Genomic DNA, 17,799 nt, shown 5'->3' with positions numbered 1-17,799 from the left:
GAATTTTTCACGATCCTCCCTGGCTTCTGCCAGCCTCAAGCTATGATTTAACAGAGATGTGCCGGTTGTTAACTGTTTTCGTTTTTTCGAACTAAATGGTTGTTGTACACGGTGATGATCTTTCCCACGGACGGTTGTGTCCTCGCGGTGTACCTATGGCTCAATGAAAAGCAGCGCACCCGAGGCGATAATCCTGCCGACTCTGGTCGCCTGCGCAAAATCATAGGAAGAAAGTCATGTCAGAGCTTCCCGATCGCCAGGCGATCAATGCCCTTTTTGCCGGGAATTATGCCGATCCCTTTTCACTACTGGGAATGCACCAAACTGCCCAAGGCCTTGAAGTACGTGCGCTACTGCCCGATGCCTCCGATGTTTGGGTAATTGAAACCAATACTGGACGCAAATGCGCCCAGCTAACCTGCCTCGACTCACGCGGTTTCTTCTGTGGCGTGATTCCGCGCCGTAAAAACCTGTTTGGCTATCAGCTGGCGGTGAACTGGCACGGCCAGCAAAACCTGATTGACGATGCCTATCGCTTCGGCCCTCTGCTGGAGGAGATGGATGCATGGTTATTGGGTGAAGGCACGCATCTGCGCCCTTACGAAACCCTTGGCGCACATGGCACCACCATTGATGGCGTGCACGGCACGCGCTTCGCCGTTTGGGCACCTAACGCGCGTCGCGTATCGGTAGTGGGCGAGTTCAACTTCTGGGATGGCCGACGTCATCCGATGCGTTTCCGCCGTGAACTCGGCGTCTGGGAACTGTTCGTGCCGGGCGCGGTGAATGGCCAGCTGTATAAGTTTGAAATCGTGGATAATTCCGGTCAGATGCGCATCAAAGCCGATCCCTTCGCCTTTGAAGCGCAGATGCGTCCACAAACCGCCTCGATGATCTGCGGGCTGCCGCCAAAAACCGAGATGCAGCCACGGCGCAAAGCCGCCAATGCCTTTGACCAGCCGATTTCAATTTATGAAGTGCACCTCGGTTCATGGCGACGTCATACCGATAATAACTTCTGGCTCAGCTACAAAGAGCTGGCGGAGCAGCTCATTCCCTACGTCAAAGAAATGGGCTTCACCCACATCGAACTGATGCCGATTAACGAACATCCGTTTGACGGCAGCTGGGGCTATCAGCCGCTCGGTATGTATGCGCCTACACGCCGTTTCGGGACGCGCGATGAATTCCGCCACTTTATTGCCGCCGCGCATGATGCCGGCATTAACGTGCTGCTCGATTGGGTGCCAGGCCACTTCCCAAGTGATGATTTCGGCCTGGCGAAGTTCGATGGCACTGAACTCTACGAACACAGCGATCCGCGCGAAGGTTTTCATCAGGACTGGAACACGCTGATCTACAACTTTGGTCGTCGTGAAGTCAGCAATTATCTCTCCGGCAACGCCTTGTACTGGATGGAGCGCTTTGGCATTGATGGGCTGCGCGTCGATGCGGTGGCGTCAATGATCTACCGCGACTATAGCCGCGCCGAAGGCGAATGGGTGCCGAACCACTTTGGTGGACGCGAAAACCTCGAGGCGATTTCGTTCCTGCGTCATACCAACCGCATTCTGGGTCGCGCCGCGCCCGGCAGCGTCACGGTAGCCGAAGAGTCCACCGATTATCCTGGCGTCACACGTCCTTCGGAAGATGGCGGCCTCGGCTTCTGGTTCAAATGGAATCTGGGCTGGATGCACGACACGCTGGATTATATGAAACTCGATCCGGTGCATCGTCGCTACCATCATCAGCTGATGACCTTCGGCATGCTCTACAACTACACCGAAAACTTTGTGCTGCCGCTGTCGCACGACGAAGTGGTGCACGGCAAACGTTCGATCCTCGATCGCATGCCCGGCGATGCCTGGCAAAAGTTCGCCAACCTGCGCGCCTATTACGGCTGGATGTGGGGCTTCCCCGGTAAGAAGCTGCAGTTTATGGGCAACGAATTTGCGCAGGGGCGCGAGTGGAACCACGATGCGAGCCTCGACTGGCATTTGCTTGAAGGTGAGGATAACTGGCATAACGGCGTGCATCGTCTGGTGCGCGATCTCAACCACACTTATCGCCATTTCGCACCGCTGCATCAGCTTGATTTTGATGGGCAAGGTTTTGAGTGGCTGGTGGTCGATGACCATGAAAATTCGGTATTTGTGTTTGTGCGCCGCGATCGCGAGGGCAATGAAATCATCGTGGTCAGCAACTTTACGCCGGTAGCGCGTCCGCACTATCGCTTTGGCGTCAATCAGCGTGGCGGCTGGCGCGAGATCATGAATACCGACCAGCACGATTATCATGGCAGCGACACGCGCAACCACGGCGTGGTGCATACCGATGAGATTGAAAGCCACGGTCGGCCGCAGTCGCTGAGTTTGACCTTACCGCCGCTGGCAACCCTTTGGCTGGTGCGGGAGAGCGACTGATGCTGGAGCAGGGGCAGCCGGAACCGTTAGGTGCGCACTATGATGGGCACGGCGTTAATTTCACGCTGTTCTCCCAGCATGCCGAACGCGTCGAACTCTGCCTGTTCGACGCGCACGGTGCTGAGCGCCGTTTCGCGCTGCCCGCGCGCAGCGGTGATATCTGGCACGGCTATTTCCCTGCGCTGAAGCCCGGCCAGCGTTATGGCTATCGCGTACATGGTCCGTGGGCACCGCAGCAGGGACATCGTTTTAATCCCGCCAAGCTTTTGGTCGATCCCTGTGCCAAAGCGGTAACAGATGAAGTGGCGGACGACGCGCGTTTCAACGGCGGCGAACGTGAGCCGGACGGTGTGGATAACGCTGCCATCGCGCCGAAATCGCTGGTGATCGCCGAAGATTTTGACTGGGAAGGCGATCGTGCGCCGCTTACGCCGTGGGGCAATACGGTGATTTATGAAGCGCATGTGCGCGGCTTAACGCAGCAGCATCCGGAAATTCCGGAAAGGCTGCGCGGCACTTATGCGGCGCTGGGTCATCCTGCTATGGTGAAGTACCTGCGCCATCTCGGCATTACTGCGCTTGAGCTGTTGCCGATTGCCCAATTCTCCAGCGAGCCGCGCCTGCGCCGCTTAGGATTAAGTAATTACTGGGGCTACAACCCGTTTGCGTTGTGGGCGGTGGATGCGCGTTACGCTTCGGGCGAAAACGGTTTATCGCCGCTGCAGGAGTTTCAGCAGGCGGTCAAAGCGCTGCACGCGGCGGGCATCGAAGTGATTCTCGATGTGGTGTTCAACCACACCGCCGAGCTGGAAGAGATCGGGCCAACGATTTCGCTGCGCGGCGTGGATAACGCCAGCTATTACTGGCTGGATGGCAACGGCGAATACCAAAACTGGACCGGCTGCGGCAACACGCTGAACCTCAGCCATCCGCAGGTGATGGCGTGGGCGCTGGAAGCACTGCGCTACTGGGTGCGCGTTTGCCATGTTGATGGTTTCCGCTTTGACCTCGCCAGCGTGTTGGGTCGCACGCCGGAATTTCATCAGGATGCGCCGCTGTTTGCCGCCATCAAAGCCTGTCCGTTGCTCTCTAAGGTGAAGCTGATTGCCGAGCCGTGGGACATCGGTCCCGGCGGTTATCAGGTCGGCAACTTTCCGCCGGACTTCGCCGAGTGGAACGACCATTTTCGCGATGCGGCGCGCCGTTACTGGCTGCATGGTCAACTGAATAATGGCGATTTTGCCCGCCGTTTTGCCGCATCCAGCGACGTTTTCCAGCGTGAGGCGCGTCTGCCGCACGCCAGCATCAATCTGATCACCGCTCACGACGGCTTCACGCTGCGCGATGTAGTGAGCTTCAACAACAAACACAATCAGGCCAACGGCGAAGACAATCGCGACGGTAGCAGCAGCAACTTCAGCCATAACCACGGCAAAGAGGGACTGCAGGTCAATTTCGATATTGTTGAACGGCGGCGGCGTAGTGTTCATGGATTGCTGACCACGCTGCTGCTGGCGCAGGGCACGCCAATGCTGCTGGCGGGTGACGAACGCGGTCACAGCCAGCACGGTAATAACAACGCCTATTGCCAGGACAATCCGCTGACCTGGTTGAACTGGCAACAGGATGATTTTGGCCTGGTCGACTTCACTGCTGCGTTAATCCGCCTGCGCCAGCGCATTCCCGCGTTGACGCAGGATCGCTGGTGGCAGGAGGGCGATGGCAGCGTGCAGTGGTGCAATGCCAGCGGCACACCACTGGAAGCCGAGCAGTGGGAACAGGGGACGCACAGAATGCAGATCCTGCTCTCCGGCCGCTGGTTAATAACAATAAACGCCACGGAATCGGTGAGTGATATCGCCTTACCAGACGGAGAGTGGCGTGCCATTCCTCCTTTCGCCGGGGAAGATAACCCCATCCTGACAACTGTCTGGCACGGTCCCGCACACGGTGTGTGTGTGTTCCTAAAGCAATCATAAGGAGTCAGACATGGTGAAATTAGATAGAACAGATCATCTGATGCTGGCGCGCCAGCTCCCTACACAAACGGTCGCTCTGATCCTTGCTGGCGGGCGCGGTACGCGCCTGAAAGATCTCACCGCGAAACGCGCCAAACCTGCCGTGCACTTCGGTGGCAAGTTCCGCATCATCGACTTTGCACTGTCCAACTGCATCAACTCGGGCATTCGGCGCATCGGCGTGATCACCCAATATCAGTCACATACGCTGGTGCAGCACATCCAGCGCGGCTGGTCGCTGTTCAACGAAGAGATGAACGAGTTTGTCGATCTGCTGCCGGCGCAGCAGCGTGCCGCTACCGAACACTGGTATCGCGGCACGGCCGATGCGGTGACGCAGAACCTCGACATTATTCGCCGCTACAACGCGCAGTACATCGTGATACTCGCCGGGGATCACATCTACAAAATGGATTACTCGCGCATGCTGCTCGACCATGTCGATCGCGGCGCGAAATGCACCATCGCCTGCTTACCGGTGCCGTTGGCCGAAGCCACGGCGTTTGGGGTGATGGCGGTGGATGCGGAAAACAACGTGGTCGATTTTGTCGAAAAACCGCCGAAGCCGCCGTCAATGCCGGGTGATGACAGCCGAGCGCTGGCCAGCATGGGCATTTACGTGTTCAACGCCGATTACCTCTATCAGCTGCTGGAAGAAGACCTGCAAGTGGCCGACTCCAGCCACGATTTCGGCAAAGATCTGCTGCCGAAAATCGTCGCCAGCGGCGAGGCGTATGCGCACTCCTTCACGCTCTCCTGCGTGCAGGTTGACGAAAACGCCGAGCCGTACTGGCGCGACGTCGGGACGTTGGAAGCTTACTGGCGCGCCAATCTCGATTTGGCGTCGGTCACGCCCGAGCTGGATATGTACGATCACAGCTGGCCGATTCGTACTCACATGGAGCCGCTGCCGCCGGCGAAATTTGTTCAGGATCGATCCGGCAGCCACGGCATGACAATGAATTCGCTGGTGTCGGGCGGTTGCATCATCTCCGGTTCGGTGGTGGTGAACTCGGTGCTGTTCCCGCGCATTCGCATCAACTCGTTTTGCAATATTGATTCCGCAGTGCTGCTGCCTGATGTGGTGGTTGGCCGATCGTGTCGTCTGCGTCGCTGCGTGATCGATCGCGCCTGCGAGCTGCCAGAAGGCATGGTCATTGGCGAAAACCCCGATGAAGACAGCCGTCGTTTCTACCGTTCAGAAGAGGGCATCGTACTGGTGACGCGCGCCATGCTGGCCAAATTGGCTGGCGCAGCAGGGAACTAGGTCACGAACAAGCACACAGGCAATCGCCGCGGGGAACGCGAGCGGTCACATAATAGGGGTTCAGGATGCAGGTTTTACATGTCTGTTCAGAGCTTTTCCCGCTGTTGAAAACCGGCGGACTGGCTGATGTCGTCGGTGCATTACCACAGGCGCAAATAGCCGATGGTACGGATGCGCGGGTGTTGATTCCCGCCTATCCGGATCTGCGTAAAGGAATTCCTGATACTGAGGTCCTGGCGGAGTTGCAAACTTTTGCTGGGCCGGTACGCTTACTTTTTGGACATTTTAACGGCGTTGGTATTTATTTAATCGATGCGCCGGGATTGTATGAACGTCCCGGCAGCCCGTATCACGATACCTCGCAGTTTGCTTACGTGGATAACTATCTGCGTTTTGCGCTGCTGGGCTGGATGGGCGCCGAGATTGCCAGCGGGTTAGATACGGATTGGCAGCCAGATATCGTGCACGCACATGACTGGCATGCGGGCTTAACCTGCGCCTATATCGCCGCGCGCGGTCGTCCGGCGAAAACGGTGTTCACCGTGCACAACCTGGCGTATCAAGGACTGTTTTCTGCGCGTCATCTGGATGAGATCCAGATTCCGCGCGCCTTCTTCGACATGCATGGACTGGAGTTCTTCGGGCAAATTTCTTACCTCAAGGCGGGCCTGTTTTATGCCGATCATATAACGGCGGTCAGCCCGACTTACGCGTTGGAGATCACCCGACCGGAATTTGGTTACGGCATGGAAGCGCTGCTCGAGCAGCGACTGCGTGAAGGGCGGCTGAGCGGGATTTTGAACGGCGTCGATCCGGGCATTTGGGACCCGGCACACGATCTGCTGCTCACCGCGCGCTACGACAGCGAAACGCTGGAGAGCAAAGCGGAGAACAAGCGCCAGCTACAAATTGCCATGGGCCTGAAGGTGGATGATAAAGCGCCGGTGTTCTGCGTAATCAGCCGTCTGACCAAACAGAAAGGGCTGGATCTGGTGCTGGAAGCATTGCCGGGTTTGCTGGCGCAGGGTGGACAGCTGGTGCTGCTCGGTCAGGGCGATGCGGAGCTGCAGCAAGGTTTTCTTGCGGCGGCAGCTGAACATCCGGGCCGCGTTGGTGTACAGATTGGTTATCACGAAGCCTTCTCGCACCGCATTGTCGGCGGCGCGGATGTGATTATGGTGCCGAGCCGTTTTGAGCCGTGCGGCTTAACCCAGCTGTACGGTTTGAAATATGGCACGCTGCCGCTGGTGCGCCGCACTGGCGGACTGGCGGATACGGTGCAAGACAGCTCGCTTGAGAACCTGGCGGACGGCGTCGCCAGCGGTTTCACTTTCGAAGACAGTAATGCCTGGTCGCTGCTGCGGGCGATCCGGCGCGCATTTGTTCTGTGGTCTCGTCCTGCACTCTGGCGCTACGTTCAGCGGCAGGCGATGGGGATGGATTTTAGTTGGCAGGTGGCAGCACAAGCCTACCGCGATCTTTATCAACGTTTGCTGTAATGAGAGATTGGGATACTTGATATGAATGCACCTTTCACCTATGCCTCACCCACGCTGACGGTTGATGCGCTGAAGCACTCAATCGCCTATAAGCTGATGTTTACTATTGGTAAAGATCCATCGATTGCGAATAAGCATGAGTGGCTCAACGCCGCGCTGCTGGCGGTGCGTGATCGCATGGTGGAACGCTGGCTGCGCTCCAGCCGCGCGCAGCTCTCGCAGGATGTGCGACAGGTTTATTATCTGTCGATGGAGTTCCTGATGGGGCGCACGCTCGGCAACGCGTTGCTGGCGATGGGCATTTATGAGGATCTCAATCAGGCGCTGGAGGAGATGGGACTCGACCTCAGCGAGCTGATGGAAGAGGAGAACGATCCGGGTCTCGGCAACGGCGGTTTGGGACGTTTAGCGGCCTGCTTCCTCGATTCGCTCGCCACGCTCGGTTTGCCGGGGCGCGGCTACGGCATCCGTTACGATTACGGCATGTTTAAGCAGAACATCGTTGATGGGCAACAGCGCGAATCGCCGGATTACTGGCTGGAATACGGCAATCCGTGGGAGTTTCAGCGCTTTAACACGCGCTACAAAGTGCGCTTCGGTGGCCGCCTGCAACATGAAGGCGCGCGGGTACGCTGGGTGGAAACCGAGGAGATCGTGGCGATGGCTTACGATCAAATCATTCCCGGTTTTGATACCGATGCCACCAACACGCTGCGTCTGTGGGGCGCGCAGGCCAGTAACGAAATCAACCTCGGTAAGTTCAATCAGGGCGATTACTTTGCTGCGGTAGAAGATAAAAACCACTCGGAAAATGTGTCACGCGTGCTCTATCCCGATGACTCCACCTATTCGGGGCGCGAGCTGCGTCTGCGTCAGGAGTATTTCCTCGTCTCCTCGACGGTGCAGGATATTCTCAACCGTCACTGGCAGATGCATGAAACCTGGGACAATCTGCCAGACAAAATTGCCATCCACCTCAATGATACGCATCCGGTGCTGGCCATTCCGGAACTGATGCGTCTGCTGATCGATGAGCAGAAATTCAGCTGGGACGATGCCTTTGAAGTGACCTGTCAGGTGTTCTCCTACACCAACCACACGCTGATGACCGAAGCGCTGGAAACCTGGCCGGTGGATATGATCGGCAAGATCCTGCCGCGTCATCTCAGCATCATCTTTGAAATCAACGACTACTTCCTCAAAACTATCCAGGAATACTATCCGGATGATTGGGACTTGATGTCGCGTATCTCGATCATCGACGAAAACGATGGCCGCCGTATTCGCATGGCGTGGCTGGCGGTGGTGGTGAGTCACAAGGTAAACGGCGTGTCGGAGCTGCATTCCAACTTGATGGTGCAATCGCTGTTCGCTGACTTCGCGCGTCTGTTCCCTGGCCGTTTCTGCAATAAAACCAACGGCGTGACGCCACGTCGCTGGCTGGCGCTGGCCAATCCGGCGCTCTCCGACGTGCTGGATGAGGCGATTGGCCGCAACTGGCGAACCGATCTCGGCCAGCTCAATGAACTGTCCACGCAGGTCGATTATCCGGCCTTTATCGAACAGATCGCCGACGCCAAGTTCGCCAACAAGAAACGTCTGGCGGATTGGGTGGCGAAGAACATGGATATCGTGCTTGAGCCACATGCGCTGTTCGATGTGCAGATTAAGCGTATCCACGAATATAAACGTCAGCTGCTGAACGTGCTGCATGTGATTACGCGCTACAACCGCATCAAGGCCGATCCCAGCGCAGAATGGGTGCCGCGCGTTAATATCTTCGCCGGTAAAGCGGCCTCGGCCTATTACGTGGCGAAGCACATCATTCACCTGATCAACGATGTCGCCAATGTGATCAACAACGATCCGCAGGTGAAGAACAAGCTGAAGGTGGTGTTCATTCCGAACTATGGCGTGAGCCTGGCGCAGATCATCATTCCGGCGGCGGATCTCTCCGAGCAGATTTCAACGGCGGGAACTGAAGCGTCGGGTACCAGTAACATGAAGTTTGCGCTGAACGGCGCGTTAACTATCGGCACGCTGGATGGCGCAAACGTTGAGATGCTGGAGCATGTCGGCAAGGAGAATATCTTTATCTTCGGCAACACCACGCCGCAGGTCGAGAAGCTGCGCACCGACGGTTACAACCCGCGTAAGTATTACGAGGACGATCCCGAGCTGCATCAAGCGCTGACGCAAATCGCCAGCGGCGTGTTCAGCCCGCAGGAGCCAGGGCGCTACCGTAATCTGTTTGATGCGCTAGTGAACTTCGGCGATCACTATCAGCTGCTGGCGGATTACCGTAGCTATGTGGATACGCAGGACAAGGTGGACAAGCTTTATCGTCAGCCGGATAAGTGGCAACGCAGCGCGGCGTTGAATATCGCCAATATGGGTTATTTCTCGTCGGACCGCACCATTCAGGAGTATGCGGATGAGATCTGGCACATTTCGCCAGTGAGATTGTAAGGCGGGGATTGCAAACCAGGTCGCCATGAATGGCGACCCTACGAAAACCGCATTGAGCCATTTGTAGGGTCGCCATTCATGGCGACCGTTTTAAGGCTTACTTCAACGTGATGCTTTTCACAATGCCATCAGCATCGCTCTGTGCTTGCTGTTGGTTATCCGCTGGCAAGGTAATCTGCAGTGTCAGCAGTTTGCCGTCCACTTTCGCCAGAATTACCGAAGACCATGAGGTCTGATTGTTGGCAGAAATCACCGTATCCAGCTGCTGTGCCGGCTGGTCTTTCAGCGTTACCGCTTTGTTAGACACCACCTGCAGCTGTGGGTCGCGACCGCGCTGCTGCTGTTCCAGACGCTGTGCCAGCGCATCAAGCGCTTCGTTGGTTGGATCGCCGGCAATCACGATAATCGCGCGCTGACCGGTTTCGTCGGCATAGACGTGCATGTTGGTGGATTCAGAGCCGAGCTTGCCGCTCTTGTCAGACATGCCCGCAGGCAGTGAGAAGCTCAGCTTGCCGTCCATCAGGTTAACCGTCTGGGCCGACTGGCTGGCGCTCGCACCGTTGCTGTTCGCTGCCGCATCATCTTTCTTCTGGTCACATGCCGCCAGGCCGATAACCAACAGGCCAATACCCACATATTTCATTACGTTACGCATTCTTTTCCCTTTTACATGATTCCAGTCGTTTAGGTTTATAGCCTAAATAATTCAAGCGGCAGAAAGGCGGTAAGCGCGTGAACCCATGAGCTTACATGAGTAAGTGATTGGGTGAACGCGTGCAACCAACGCATCTGCCGTTTGAAGTATGACGGCTATAAAAACGGAATCGGCGGTTAAAAGCAACCGCCGGTATGTCAGGAAATCTTAGCGTGCGGTAGCGTTTCGTCTATGTGCAATTAGCCGAAATTGATCTGCTGCTGCGCGGAACGTTCGGCTAAGCGCTTCAGCATGGCATTCAGCAGTACGCCGTAAGCTGGGAGGAAGAAGATCATGCAGATCAGCACTTTGAAGCTGTAATCCACCAGTGCGATTTCGACCCAATGTGCCGCCATAAACGGGTCTGGACTCTTGTAGAAAGCGATGAAAAAGAAGGCCAACGTATCGCTGATATTACCGAGGAACATCGCTGCCGCTGGGGCAATCCACCACTGCGATAAACGGCGCAAACGGTTAAAAACGTGGACGTCGAGAATCTGTCCCAGCGCATAAGCCATAAAGCTGGCGCAGGCGATACGTGCAACAAACAGATTCACCTCTTCCAGTGATGCCCAACCTTGCCATTCGCCCTGATAGAACACGCAGGAAACGATGTAGGAGATCACCAGCGCAGGAATCATCACCGCCAGAATAATGCGACGAGCCAGCGGCGCGCCAAAGATGCGCACGGTCAGATCGGTAGCGAGGAAAATAAACGGAAAGCTAAACGCGCCCCATGTGGTGTGGAAGCCGAAGATGGAAACCGGCAGCTGTACCAGATAGTTACTGGACGTGATCACCAGCAGATGGAAAAGCGATAGCCAAAACAGCGCATGCATGCGCTGACGTGCAGAGAAGTTGATCATTGTAAGCCTTTTTAGTGATGGGGTGAGGGAACCCAGGTTCGCGCGTTGGCACGATGGTAAATAAAAAATCGGCGGCATCTTAACGCGTTGCGCAATTTATGCAATGGTTAATTTTAACGCAATCGTTATCGCCTTGCGTTGGCTCATTCGCGCGCTAGAATGAGCGCCCATCACTAACAACTGACAGAGAATCATGAGCGATCCCTTTTCTGCGCCAGACCATCAGCTTGATGCCCTTGGCCTGCGCTGCCCGGAGCCGGTAATGATGGTGCGTAAAACCGTGCGCAGCATGCAGGCCGGTGAAACCTTGCTGATCATTGCTGACGATCCCGCCACCACGCGCGATATTCCCGGTTTCTGCCGCTTTATGGAGCATGAGTTGCTGGCACAGCAGACCGAAAGCCTGCCGTACCAGTTTCTGATTAAAAAAGGCGCCTAACGCTGACGCAGCAAGCGCAGCGCGTTGGCTGTCACCAGTGCGGTGGCACCAGAATCCGCTAAGACCGCCAGCCACAAACCGGTGAAGCCGAGCAGCGTGGTGACCAGAAAAATCGCCTTTAATCCCAACGCCAGCGCCACGTTCTGACGAATGATGGCGCGCGTACGACGTGCCAGCACAATGGTGCGCGGCAGAATCGCCAGCTGGTTTTGCGTTAATGCCACATCCGCCGCTTCCAGCGCCACATCGGTGCCGCTGCCCATCGCAATGCCAATGGTGGCGGCTTTCATGGCGGGCGCATCGTTAATGCCATCACCAACCATCGCCAGTGATTGCTGTGCGCCCAGCGTTCTTATCGCTTCAACTTTATCAGCGGGCAGCAAACCCGCGCGATAATCGATGTTGAGTTCAGCCGCAATGGCGGCGGCCGCGCGTGGGTTGTCGCCGGTGAGCATCACGCTATTCACGCCAAGCTTCTGCAGCTCAGCCAGCGCGTTGAGTGCTTCGCTGCGCAACTGATCCTGCAACGCTAACGCGCCCAGCACCTGCTGTTCTTGTAACAGCAGCACCACGGTTTGGCCCTGCGCTTCCAATTCAGCAATCTGCTGTTGCTGTGCGTCATCGAGATGGCCGACTTCGCGCGGCGTCAGCAGCTGATAGGTTACGCCAGCGATCGCGGCACGAATGCCGCTGCCGGCCAGCGTTTGTTGCTGTGCAGCTTGTGGAATGGTGAGCGCGCGACGCTCGGCTTCGCTGACAATCGCTCGCGCCAGCGGATGGGTGGAACCTTGTTCAACGGCGGCAGCGATACTCAGCAGATTGTCTTCCGCCATCGCACCAAAGGGCTGGATGTGGCTGATCAGCGGTTTACCGGCGGTCAGCGTGCCGGTTTTGTCGAACGCCATCATGCTCACACGACTGAGACGCTCCAGCGCCGCGCCGCCTTTGATCAGCGCGCCCTGACGCGCGGCGACGGCCAGGCCGGAGGTGATAGCGGCAGGCGTAGAGATCACCAGCGCACACGGGCAACCAATCAATAGTAGCGTTAGCCCTTTATAAATCCACGGCAACCATTCGCCAAAGCCGAGCAGCGGCGGCAGCACCATCACCAGCATCGCCAGCAGCATAATGGCAGGCGTATAAATGCGGCTGAAGCGATCGATAAAACGCTCAACCGGCGCACGATGGGTTTCGGCTTCCTCAATCAGTTGCAGAATGCGGTCAATGGCACTTTGGCCGGGCTGGGAGATCACTTTCAGCGTCACCAAACGATCAAGGCTGGTGGCACCGGCCATGATCTGTTCGCCAGGCTCACGCGCCACCGGCAGCGATTCGCCAGTTAGCGCGCTTTCATCAAAGCTGGCGCTGGCCTGTAGCAGTTCGCCATCGGCCGGTAAACGACCGCCGGCCGCCACTTCAATCACATCGCCGGGTTGCAGCGCCTCTAAGCTGACGTTTTCCCGCTGCGTGCCGTTGATGCGCGTGGCGGTATCAGGACGCAGCGCCATCAGTGCCGTCACGCCTTTGCGCGCGCGTGCCGCCGCGTAAGCTTCGAGGCGTTCTCCCAGTTGGAACAGCAGCAGCACCATCGCGGCTTCGGCGTGCGCGCCAATCACCAGCGCACCGGCGGCGGCAATGGTCATCAACATCTCAATGCTGAACGGCGAACCGCTTCGCAGCAGTTTCCAGGCGCTGCGGGCAATCGGTGCTAAACCAATCAACGTGGTGGCGATAAACAGGCGATCGCCCCAAAGCGGCGAAAACTGGCTCAGCAGCCAACTGGCGAGCATTAGTACGCCAAGCAGCAGCAAACCGGCATTTTCCTGCCAGCGGCTTTCAGGTTGTGGAGGCGATGAGGAATCGCTGGCGCTCAGCGTGAAGCCGGCATTTTTCACCACCTGCTCGATGGTGGCGCGAATATCCTGGTCGGCATCGACTACCAGTTTTTCACTGGCAAAAATTACTCGTGCTTGCTGAACCTGCGGTACCCGTTGCACGGCGGTTTCGATTTTACGCGCGCAGCTGGGGCAATCCATACCCGCAATCTGCCAGCGGAATTGGTGTGAGGTGAGCGCGGGCCTGTCGCTTTCGGCGTCGCTTTCGCCGCCGGGCGATCCGCTGTCGCTGTCACAGCAGCCGCAATCGCTGTCTGATGTAGCGGGCTGCGCCGCGGAGATTTTTAATGTTGCGGGTTTTATGCTGCGAATTGAGCACAGCGGCTGCGGCTGACGGTGAGATTTGCCACAGCGGCAAGGGTGAGCATGTTGATGCATATAACCTCCGGAATCAGGGGCGGGCTGATGCCCGCGCCCTAATGCTACACTCTGGAGTGGACTCCAGAGTCAAGCGGAAGGTGAGGTTATCTTCAGTAGAGCCACAGTGAACGCGCAATCATGAAGTGACCGGCGAAGTAGCAGGCGGCAACGATGGCGCTATCGGCGCTGAAACGGCGGCGATAATGCGAGATAAACCAGACAATATTGGCTAACAGCAGCAACGCGGCACCCACCAGCAGCGAGAAGCTGAAGTCAGTTGGACGGAAGAAGTAGTTCTCCGCTGCCATCCAGTTCATCACCAGCGTCATGCCGATTAAGGTGCAGATCGGCCAGCGCAAATCTTCCAGTTTGCTCCACAGAATCCCGATAACAATCACACCAATAATCAGGAAGGTAAGAGGAATCGGCCAGAAGAAACTCATGGTCATGTGCGCGGCAAAACTGATGGTGTATAGCAGATGCGACAGGAAGAACGCGCCCAGCGCATAAAGCATTTGCTGACGCGGCAACAGCATTAACGCGTCACCCACCAGCGTGGCGACCAGACCGGCCAGAATCAAATAATCGGTGGTGTTGAAAGTTGGAGCTTGCCACGCCCAGGCAACGAGCAACAGCAAGGTGACAGGTTTAAATAGCCAGCGTTGCCATTGCGGACCGCGGTATGAAGCATCGACGTAGAGCCAGCCGGAAAAAAGTACGGCAAGGAAAGACCAAAGCATTTTTTCTCCCTTTTCTGGACGAAATGTCCGCCAGTTTGATGAATTTTCCCAAAATCACCCTCTCAGTGTAAGTTACCGCCGCCAAATGTGACAATCAGCCGACTCTGGTTGTATGCTTTGTCGTCTTTACCCGTTCCGAATTAACGCAAAGCACGAGATAAATCATGAGCAAACCACCGCTAATCTTTTTCATCGTACTGGCCATTATTGCCGTTTTGGCGACCCGTCAGTTTATTAAACAGCGCCGCGAAACGGCGGTGAACGATGCCTCGCCGGTGCGCTCGCTGAGCGTGGAAGTGAAAACCAAACGCGAATTTCCGTCGCCCAATCGCCGTTCACGTCAGCGCGAAGAGATTGTGGCGGAAGATATGAAGTATGAAGCCTGGTTCCATCCGCTGAACGGTGCCAGCGATATTAAAGTGACGGTGAACGCGAACGAGTATCACCAGATCGATAAGGGCGCGAAGGGCGAGTTGAAGATGAAGGGCACGCGTTTCGTAAGTTTTACCCCGGCTCCGTAGGGTCGCCATTCATGGCGACCTGGCCACAAACCGCACAATCATGGCGACCTGGTCACAAACCGCACGAAACTACATCTTCGGATAATGCTTTTTCTGCCACGCCAGCAGCTCAAACACGCCAAAGAAGAAGATCTTCGCCTGGGTTACGCCGCTCAGTTTCGGGGCGTCCTTCGGCTGGGTTGCGCGCAGCAACACCAGCTGCAGGCCGTGCATAATCACCATAAAGAACAGCGCCACGTGAACGAAATAGCGCAGCGGCGTTGGGAAAGGTTGCACCAGATTGAGCAGTAAAAAGGCCCAGACGCAAATCATCAGCAAACGTCCCAAATTAAGCCACATCGTGCGTCTCCTGTTGACGTTGATAAAGGCGATAAGCCACCTGACCGGCAATCTTCTCGCGGTACAAATCCCAATTCGCGGGTGCTACGGGCGTGCCGTTTTCCACTTCACTCTCGACATAAATCAGCGCTTCAGCCGCTAACCAGCCATTCTGCTCCAGCAGCGTCAACGTTTCCTGTAACAACCCTTTACGGAACGGCGGATCAACAAACACCACGTCAAACGGCTCGCCCGGCTGACTCAGCCACTGCAGCGTGTTGGTTTGCACCACCTTGGCCTGCGTGGCACGCAGCGTTTGCAGGTTCTGTGACAGCTGTTGCGCCACCGAACGCTCCAGCTCCAGCAGCGTGGCTGAAGCCGCATAACGAGACAGCGCTTCCAGCCCTAACGCGCCGCTGCCGGCGAAACAATCGAGGCAGCGCGCTTCCTGGATATCCGGTGCCAGCCAGTTGAACAGGGTTTCACGTACGCGATCGGTGGTGGGGCGCAGACCTGCGCTATCCGGCACCGGTAATTTACGGCCGCGCCACTGACCGCCAATGATGCGGATCTGGCCAGCGCTGCTGCTGCGGGGGGATTTACTCATTTCGCTCACAACTCGTCATAATTTGTTGCGTAGTTTAACGGGCGTAGCGGGCAGAAGAAACGTTAAAAAAGGGTGCTGTGGTGCGCTGGCTGGAAAGTGTTAGACTACTGAGTTGGTATAGTGCGCGTAATTACCTGATTTTTACGCCGCTCACCCGCTTAAAATTGAATATTTTATCCCCTGGGAACAAGCGTGCTACCGGGAATAAGCCATCGAGGAGTAGGGTCACACAATGGCAAAAGAGAAAAAACGCGGCTTTTTTTCCTGGTTAGGCTTTGGCAAAGAAGAAGAGACGCAACAACCTGCTGAAGAGCAGCAGCAAACCACCGAGGTGGTGGCTGAGCCTGCCGTTGAAGAGAGTGCGCTCGATCGCGCCGAAGCGCAGGCTGTCGAAACCGTCGCCGTCACCGAGCAGGTGGCGGAACAGCAGCAGGTTGAACCGGAACTGATTGAAGAGCCGGTTATCGAGCCGCATGAACCTGAGCCGGTTACCGCAATCGTTGAAGAAGTGCTGCCGGAAGAGATAACGCAGCCGGATGTGGCACCGATTGAAGAAGAGCCGCAGCTGGAAGAGCTGGCGCTTGATGAGCCAGAACTGGATGAAGAAGCGCCTTTAACCGATGAAGAACTGGAAGCGCTGGCGTTAGCGGAAACCTATGCGGAAGATGCCGAGCTAGCCGAAGCTACGCAGGATACCGTGAGCGATCTGCCGCTGGCTGCTGCGCCGATGATTGCGCAGGAGCAGGAGCGTCCTACCAAAGAGGGCTTTTTCGCCCGTCTGAAACGCAGCCTGGTTAAAACCCGTGAAAATCTCGGTTCGGGCTTTATCAGCCTGTTCCGTGGTAAGAAAATCGATGACGATCTGTTTGAAGAGCTGGAAGAGCAGCTGCTGATTGCCGACGTCGGCGTTGAGACCACGCGCCGCATCATCACCAATCTGACACAACAGGCTAATCGTAAGCAGCTGCGCGATGCCGAAGCGCTGTATGGCCTGCTGAAAGCTGAAATGTCCGGCATTCTGGAAAAAGTGGATCAGCCGCTGGAAGTGGGTGGCAAAACGCCCTTCGTCATCCTGATGGTGGGCGTCAACGGCGTGGGTAAAACCACCACCATCGGTAAGCTGGCGCGACAGTATCAGGCGCAGGGCAAATCGGTGATGCTGGCAGCGGGTGATACCTTCCGTGCCGCAGCCGTTGAGCAACTGCAGGTTTGGGGCCAGCGCAACAACATTCCTGTGGTGGCGCAGCATACCGGCGCAGATTCTGCCTCGGTGATTTTTGACGCCATTCAGGCCGCCAAGTCACGCAATGTGGATGTACTGATCGCTGATACCGCTGGTCGCCTGCAGAACAAATCGCACCTGATGGAAGAGCTGAAGAAAATTACCCGCGTGATGAAGAAGCTGGATGAAGATGCGCCGCATGAAGTGATGCTGACGCTCGACGCCAGCACCGGGCAAAACGCCATCAGCCAGGCCAAACTGTTCCATGAAGCGGTGGGCCTGACCGGCATCACCCTGACGAAACTGGATGGCACCGCAAAAGGCGGCGTGATCTTCTCGGTTGCCGATCAGTTCGGCATTCCGATTCGTTATATCGGTGTTGGGGAAGGCATCGAGGATTTACGGCCGTTTAAGGCCGCAGACTTTATTGAGGCACTGTTTGCCCGAGAGGAATGATTGGG

14 protein-coding genes are annotated in these 17,799 nt (G+C 56.6%); 8 read left to right on the top strand and 6 right to left on the bottom strand.

Going from position 1 to position 17,799, the window contains the following annotated elements:
* The first annotated feature begins 236 nt into the window (after nucleotides 1–236).
* The 5 genes from glgB to glgP all read left to right on the top strand — a co-directional run bounded on the left by glgB (nucleotide 237) and on the right by glgP (nucleotide 9,676).
* Nucleotides 237–2,423 carry a 1,4-alpha-glucan branching enzyme gene (glgB, locus tag BM323_RS20325; protein WP_008109863.1) on the top strand — a complete coding sequence of 729 codons (2,187 nt, stop codon included), beginning with the start codon at nucleotides 237–239 and terminating at the stop codon, nucleotides 2,421–2,423.
* Nucleotides 2,423–4,402, top strand: coding sequence for a glycogen debranching protein GlgX (gene glgX / locus BM323_RS20320; RefSeq protein WP_008109864.1), 1,980 nt, complete (start codon nucleotides 2,423–2,425; stop codon nucleotides 4,400–4,402). Before glgB ends, glgX begins: the two co-directional genes overlap by 1 nt.
* Nucleotides 4,403–4,412: 10 nt before the next feature.
* On the top strand, nucleotides 4,413–5,708 hold the full coding sequence (gene glgC / locus BM323_RS20315) for a glucose-1-phosphate adenylyltransferase (protein WP_008109866.1): 1,296 nt from the start codon (nucleotides 4,413–4,415) through the stop codon (nucleotides 5,706–5,708).
* Nucleotides 5,709–5,773: 65 nt separating this feature from the next.
* Nucleotides 5,774–7,207 (top strand): glycogen synthase GlgA, encoded by a 1,434-nt coding sequence (gene glgA, locus BM323_RS20310; protein WP_008109867.1) that lies wholly within the window; start codon nucleotides 5,774–5,776, stop codon nucleotides 7,205–7,207.
* Between the two features lie 21 nt (nucleotides 7,208–7,228).
* Nucleotides 7,229–9,676: a glycogen phosphorylase gene (glgP, locus tag BM323_RS20305; RefSeq protein WP_008109869.1), complete on the top strand. Its 2,448-nt coding sequence runs from the start codon at nucleotides 7,229–7,231 to the stop codon at nucleotides 9,674–9,676.
* Between the two features lie 97 nt (nucleotides 9,677–9,773).
* Here the strand turns inward: glgP and BM323_RS20300 are convergent, their stop codons facing one another.
* Nucleotides 9,774–10,331, bottom strand: a complete 558-nt coding sequence (locus BM323_RS20300) for a DcrB family lipoprotein (protein WP_008109871.1) — start codon at nucleotides 10,329–10,331, stop codon at nucleotides 9,774–9,776.
* A 239-nt stretch (nucleotides 10,332–10,570) separates the two neighbouring features.
* Nucleotides 10,571–11,236 (bottom strand): 7-cyano-7-deazaguanine/7-aminomethyl-7-deazaguanine transporter, encoded by a 666-nt coding sequence (locus BM323_RS20295; RefSeq protein WP_008109874.1) that lies wholly within the window; start codon nucleotides 11,234–11,236, stop codon nucleotides 10,571–10,573.
* A gap of 193 nt (nucleotides 11,237–11,429) precedes the next feature.
* Between BM323_RS20295 and tusA the strand changes: the two genes are divergently transcribed.
* Complete coding sequence (gene tusA / locus BM323_RS20290) at nucleotides 11,430–11,675, top strand: sulfurtransferase TusA (protein ID WP_036649974.1); 246 nt, start codon at nucleotides 11,430–11,432, stop codon at nucleotides 11,673–11,675.
* Here tusA and BM323_RS20285 read toward each other — a convergent pair.
* Entirely contained in the window at nucleotides 11,672–13,948 is a 2,277-nt protein-coding gene (locus BM323_RS20285; RefSeq protein WP_091004261.1) for a zinc/cadmium/mercury/lead-transporting ATPase, read from the bottom strand. The genes tusA and BM323_RS20285 overlap by 4 nt on opposite strands.
* 92 nt (nucleotides 13,949–14,040) lie before the next feature.
* Nucleotides 14,041–14,670: a lysoplasmalogenase gene (locus tag BM323_RS20280; protein ID WP_008109879.1), complete on the bottom strand. Its 630-nt coding sequence runs from the start codon at nucleotides 14,668–14,670 to the stop codon at nucleotides 14,041–14,043.
* Between the two features lie 164 nt (nucleotides 14,671–14,834).
* Here BM323_RS20280 and BM323_RS20275 point away from each other — a divergent pair, with 164 nt between their 5' ends.
* Nucleotides 14,835–15,191 carry a DUF2500 domain-containing protein gene (locus tag BM323_RS20275; protein ID WP_008109881.1) on the top strand — a complete coding sequence of 119 codons (357 nt, stop codon included), beginning with the start codon at nucleotides 14,835–14,837 and terminating at the stop codon, nucleotides 15,189–15,191.
* A 69-nt stretch (nucleotides 15,192–15,260) separates the two neighbouring features.
* Here the strand turns inward: BM323_RS20275 and BM323_RS20270 are convergent, their stop codons facing one another.
* Both BM323_RS20270 and rsmD read right to left on the bottom strand, forming a co-directional pair.
* Nucleotides 15,261–15,530 (bottom strand): DUF1145 family protein, encoded by a 270-nt coding sequence (locus BM323_RS20270; protein WP_008109883.1) that lies wholly within the window; start codon nucleotides 15,528–15,530, stop codon nucleotides 15,261–15,263.
* The gene (gene rsmD / locus BM323_RS20265) at nucleotides 15,520–16,116 is read right to left on the bottom strand and encodes a 16S rRNA (guanine(966)-N(2))-methyltransferase (RefSeq protein ID WP_008109884.1); all 597 of its coding nucleotides are present in this window, start codon (nucleotides 16,114–16,116) and stop codon (nucleotides 15,520–15,522) included. Before rsmD ends, BM323_RS20270 begins: the two co-directional genes overlap by 11 nt.
* A gap of 232 nt (nucleotides 16,117–16,348) precedes the next feature.
* On the opposite strand from rsmD, the gene ftsY reads away from it, so the two are divergent.
* On the top strand, nucleotides 16,349–17,794 hold the full coding sequence (ftsY, locus tag BM323_RS20260; protein WP_008109886.1) for a signal recognition particle-docking protein FtsY: 1,446 nt from the start codon (nucleotides 16,349–16,351) through the stop codon (nucleotides 17,792–17,794).
* Nucleotides 17,795–17,799: the final 5 nt, after the last annotated feature.

This window comes from Pantoea sp. YR525 (genome assembly GCF_900116775.1).
In the GTDB taxonomy this organism is placed as follows: Bacteria; Pseudomonadota; Gammaproteobacteria; order Enterobacterales; family Enterobacteriaceae; genus Pantoea; species Pantoea symbiotica.
Note: the sequence above shows the minus strand (reverse complement) of the source record. Positions and strands in the feature narration are given on the sequence as shown.

Coding starts and splice junctions, on each gene's coding strand:
- BM323_RS20285 (WP_091004261.1), bottom strand. CDS start 13,948: ATGCATCAACATGCTCACCCTTGCCGCTGTGGCAAATCTCACCGTCAG.
- BM323_RS20270 (WP_008109883.1), bottom strand. CDS start 15,530: ATGTGGCTTAATTTGGGACGTTTGCTGATGATTTGCGTCTGGGCCTTT.
- glgA (WP_008109867.1), top strand. CDS start 5,774: ATGCAGGTTTTACATGTCTGTTCAGAGCTTTTCCCGCTGTTGAAAACC.
- rsmD (WP_008109884.1), bottom strand. CDS start 16,116: ATGAGTAAATCCCCCCGCAGCAGCAGCGCTGGCCAGATCCGCATCATT.
- glgX (WP_008109864.1), top strand. CDS start 2,423: ATGCTGGAGCAGGGGCAGCCGGAACCGTTAGGTGCGCACTATGATGGG.
- BM323_RS20295 (WP_008109874.1), bottom strand. CDS start 11,236: ATGATCAACTTCTCTGCACGTCAGCGCATGCATGCGCTGTTTTGGCTA.
- glgC (WP_008109866.1), top strand. CDS start 4,413: ATGGTGAAATTAGATAGAACAGATCATCTGATGCTGGCGCGCCAGCTC.
- BM323_RS20300 (WP_008109871.1), bottom strand. CDS start 10,331: ATGCGTAACGTAATGAAATATGTGGGTATTGGCCTGTTGGTTATCGGC.
- ftsY (WP_008109886.1), top strand. CDS start 16,349: ATGGCAAAAGAGAAAAAACGCGGCTTTTTTTCCTGGTTAGGCTTTGGC.
- glgB (WP_008109863.1), top strand. CDS start 237: ATGTCAGAGCTTCCCGATCGCCAGGCGATCAATGCCCTTTTTGCCGGG.
- BM323_RS20280 (WP_008109879.1), bottom strand. CDS start 14,670: ATGCTTTGGTCTTTCCTTGCCGTACTTTTTTCCGGCTGGCTCTACGTC.
- glgP (WP_008109869.1), top strand. CDS start 7,229: ATGAATGCACCTTTCACCTATGCCTCACCCACGCTGACGGTTGATGCG.
- tusA (WP_036649974.1), top strand. CDS start 11,430: ATGAGCGATCCCTTTTCTGCGCCAGACCATCAGCTTGATGCCCTTGGC.
- BM323_RS20275 (WP_008109881.1), top strand. CDS start 14,835: ATGAGCAAACCACCGCTAATCTTTTTCATCGTACTGGCCATTATTGCC.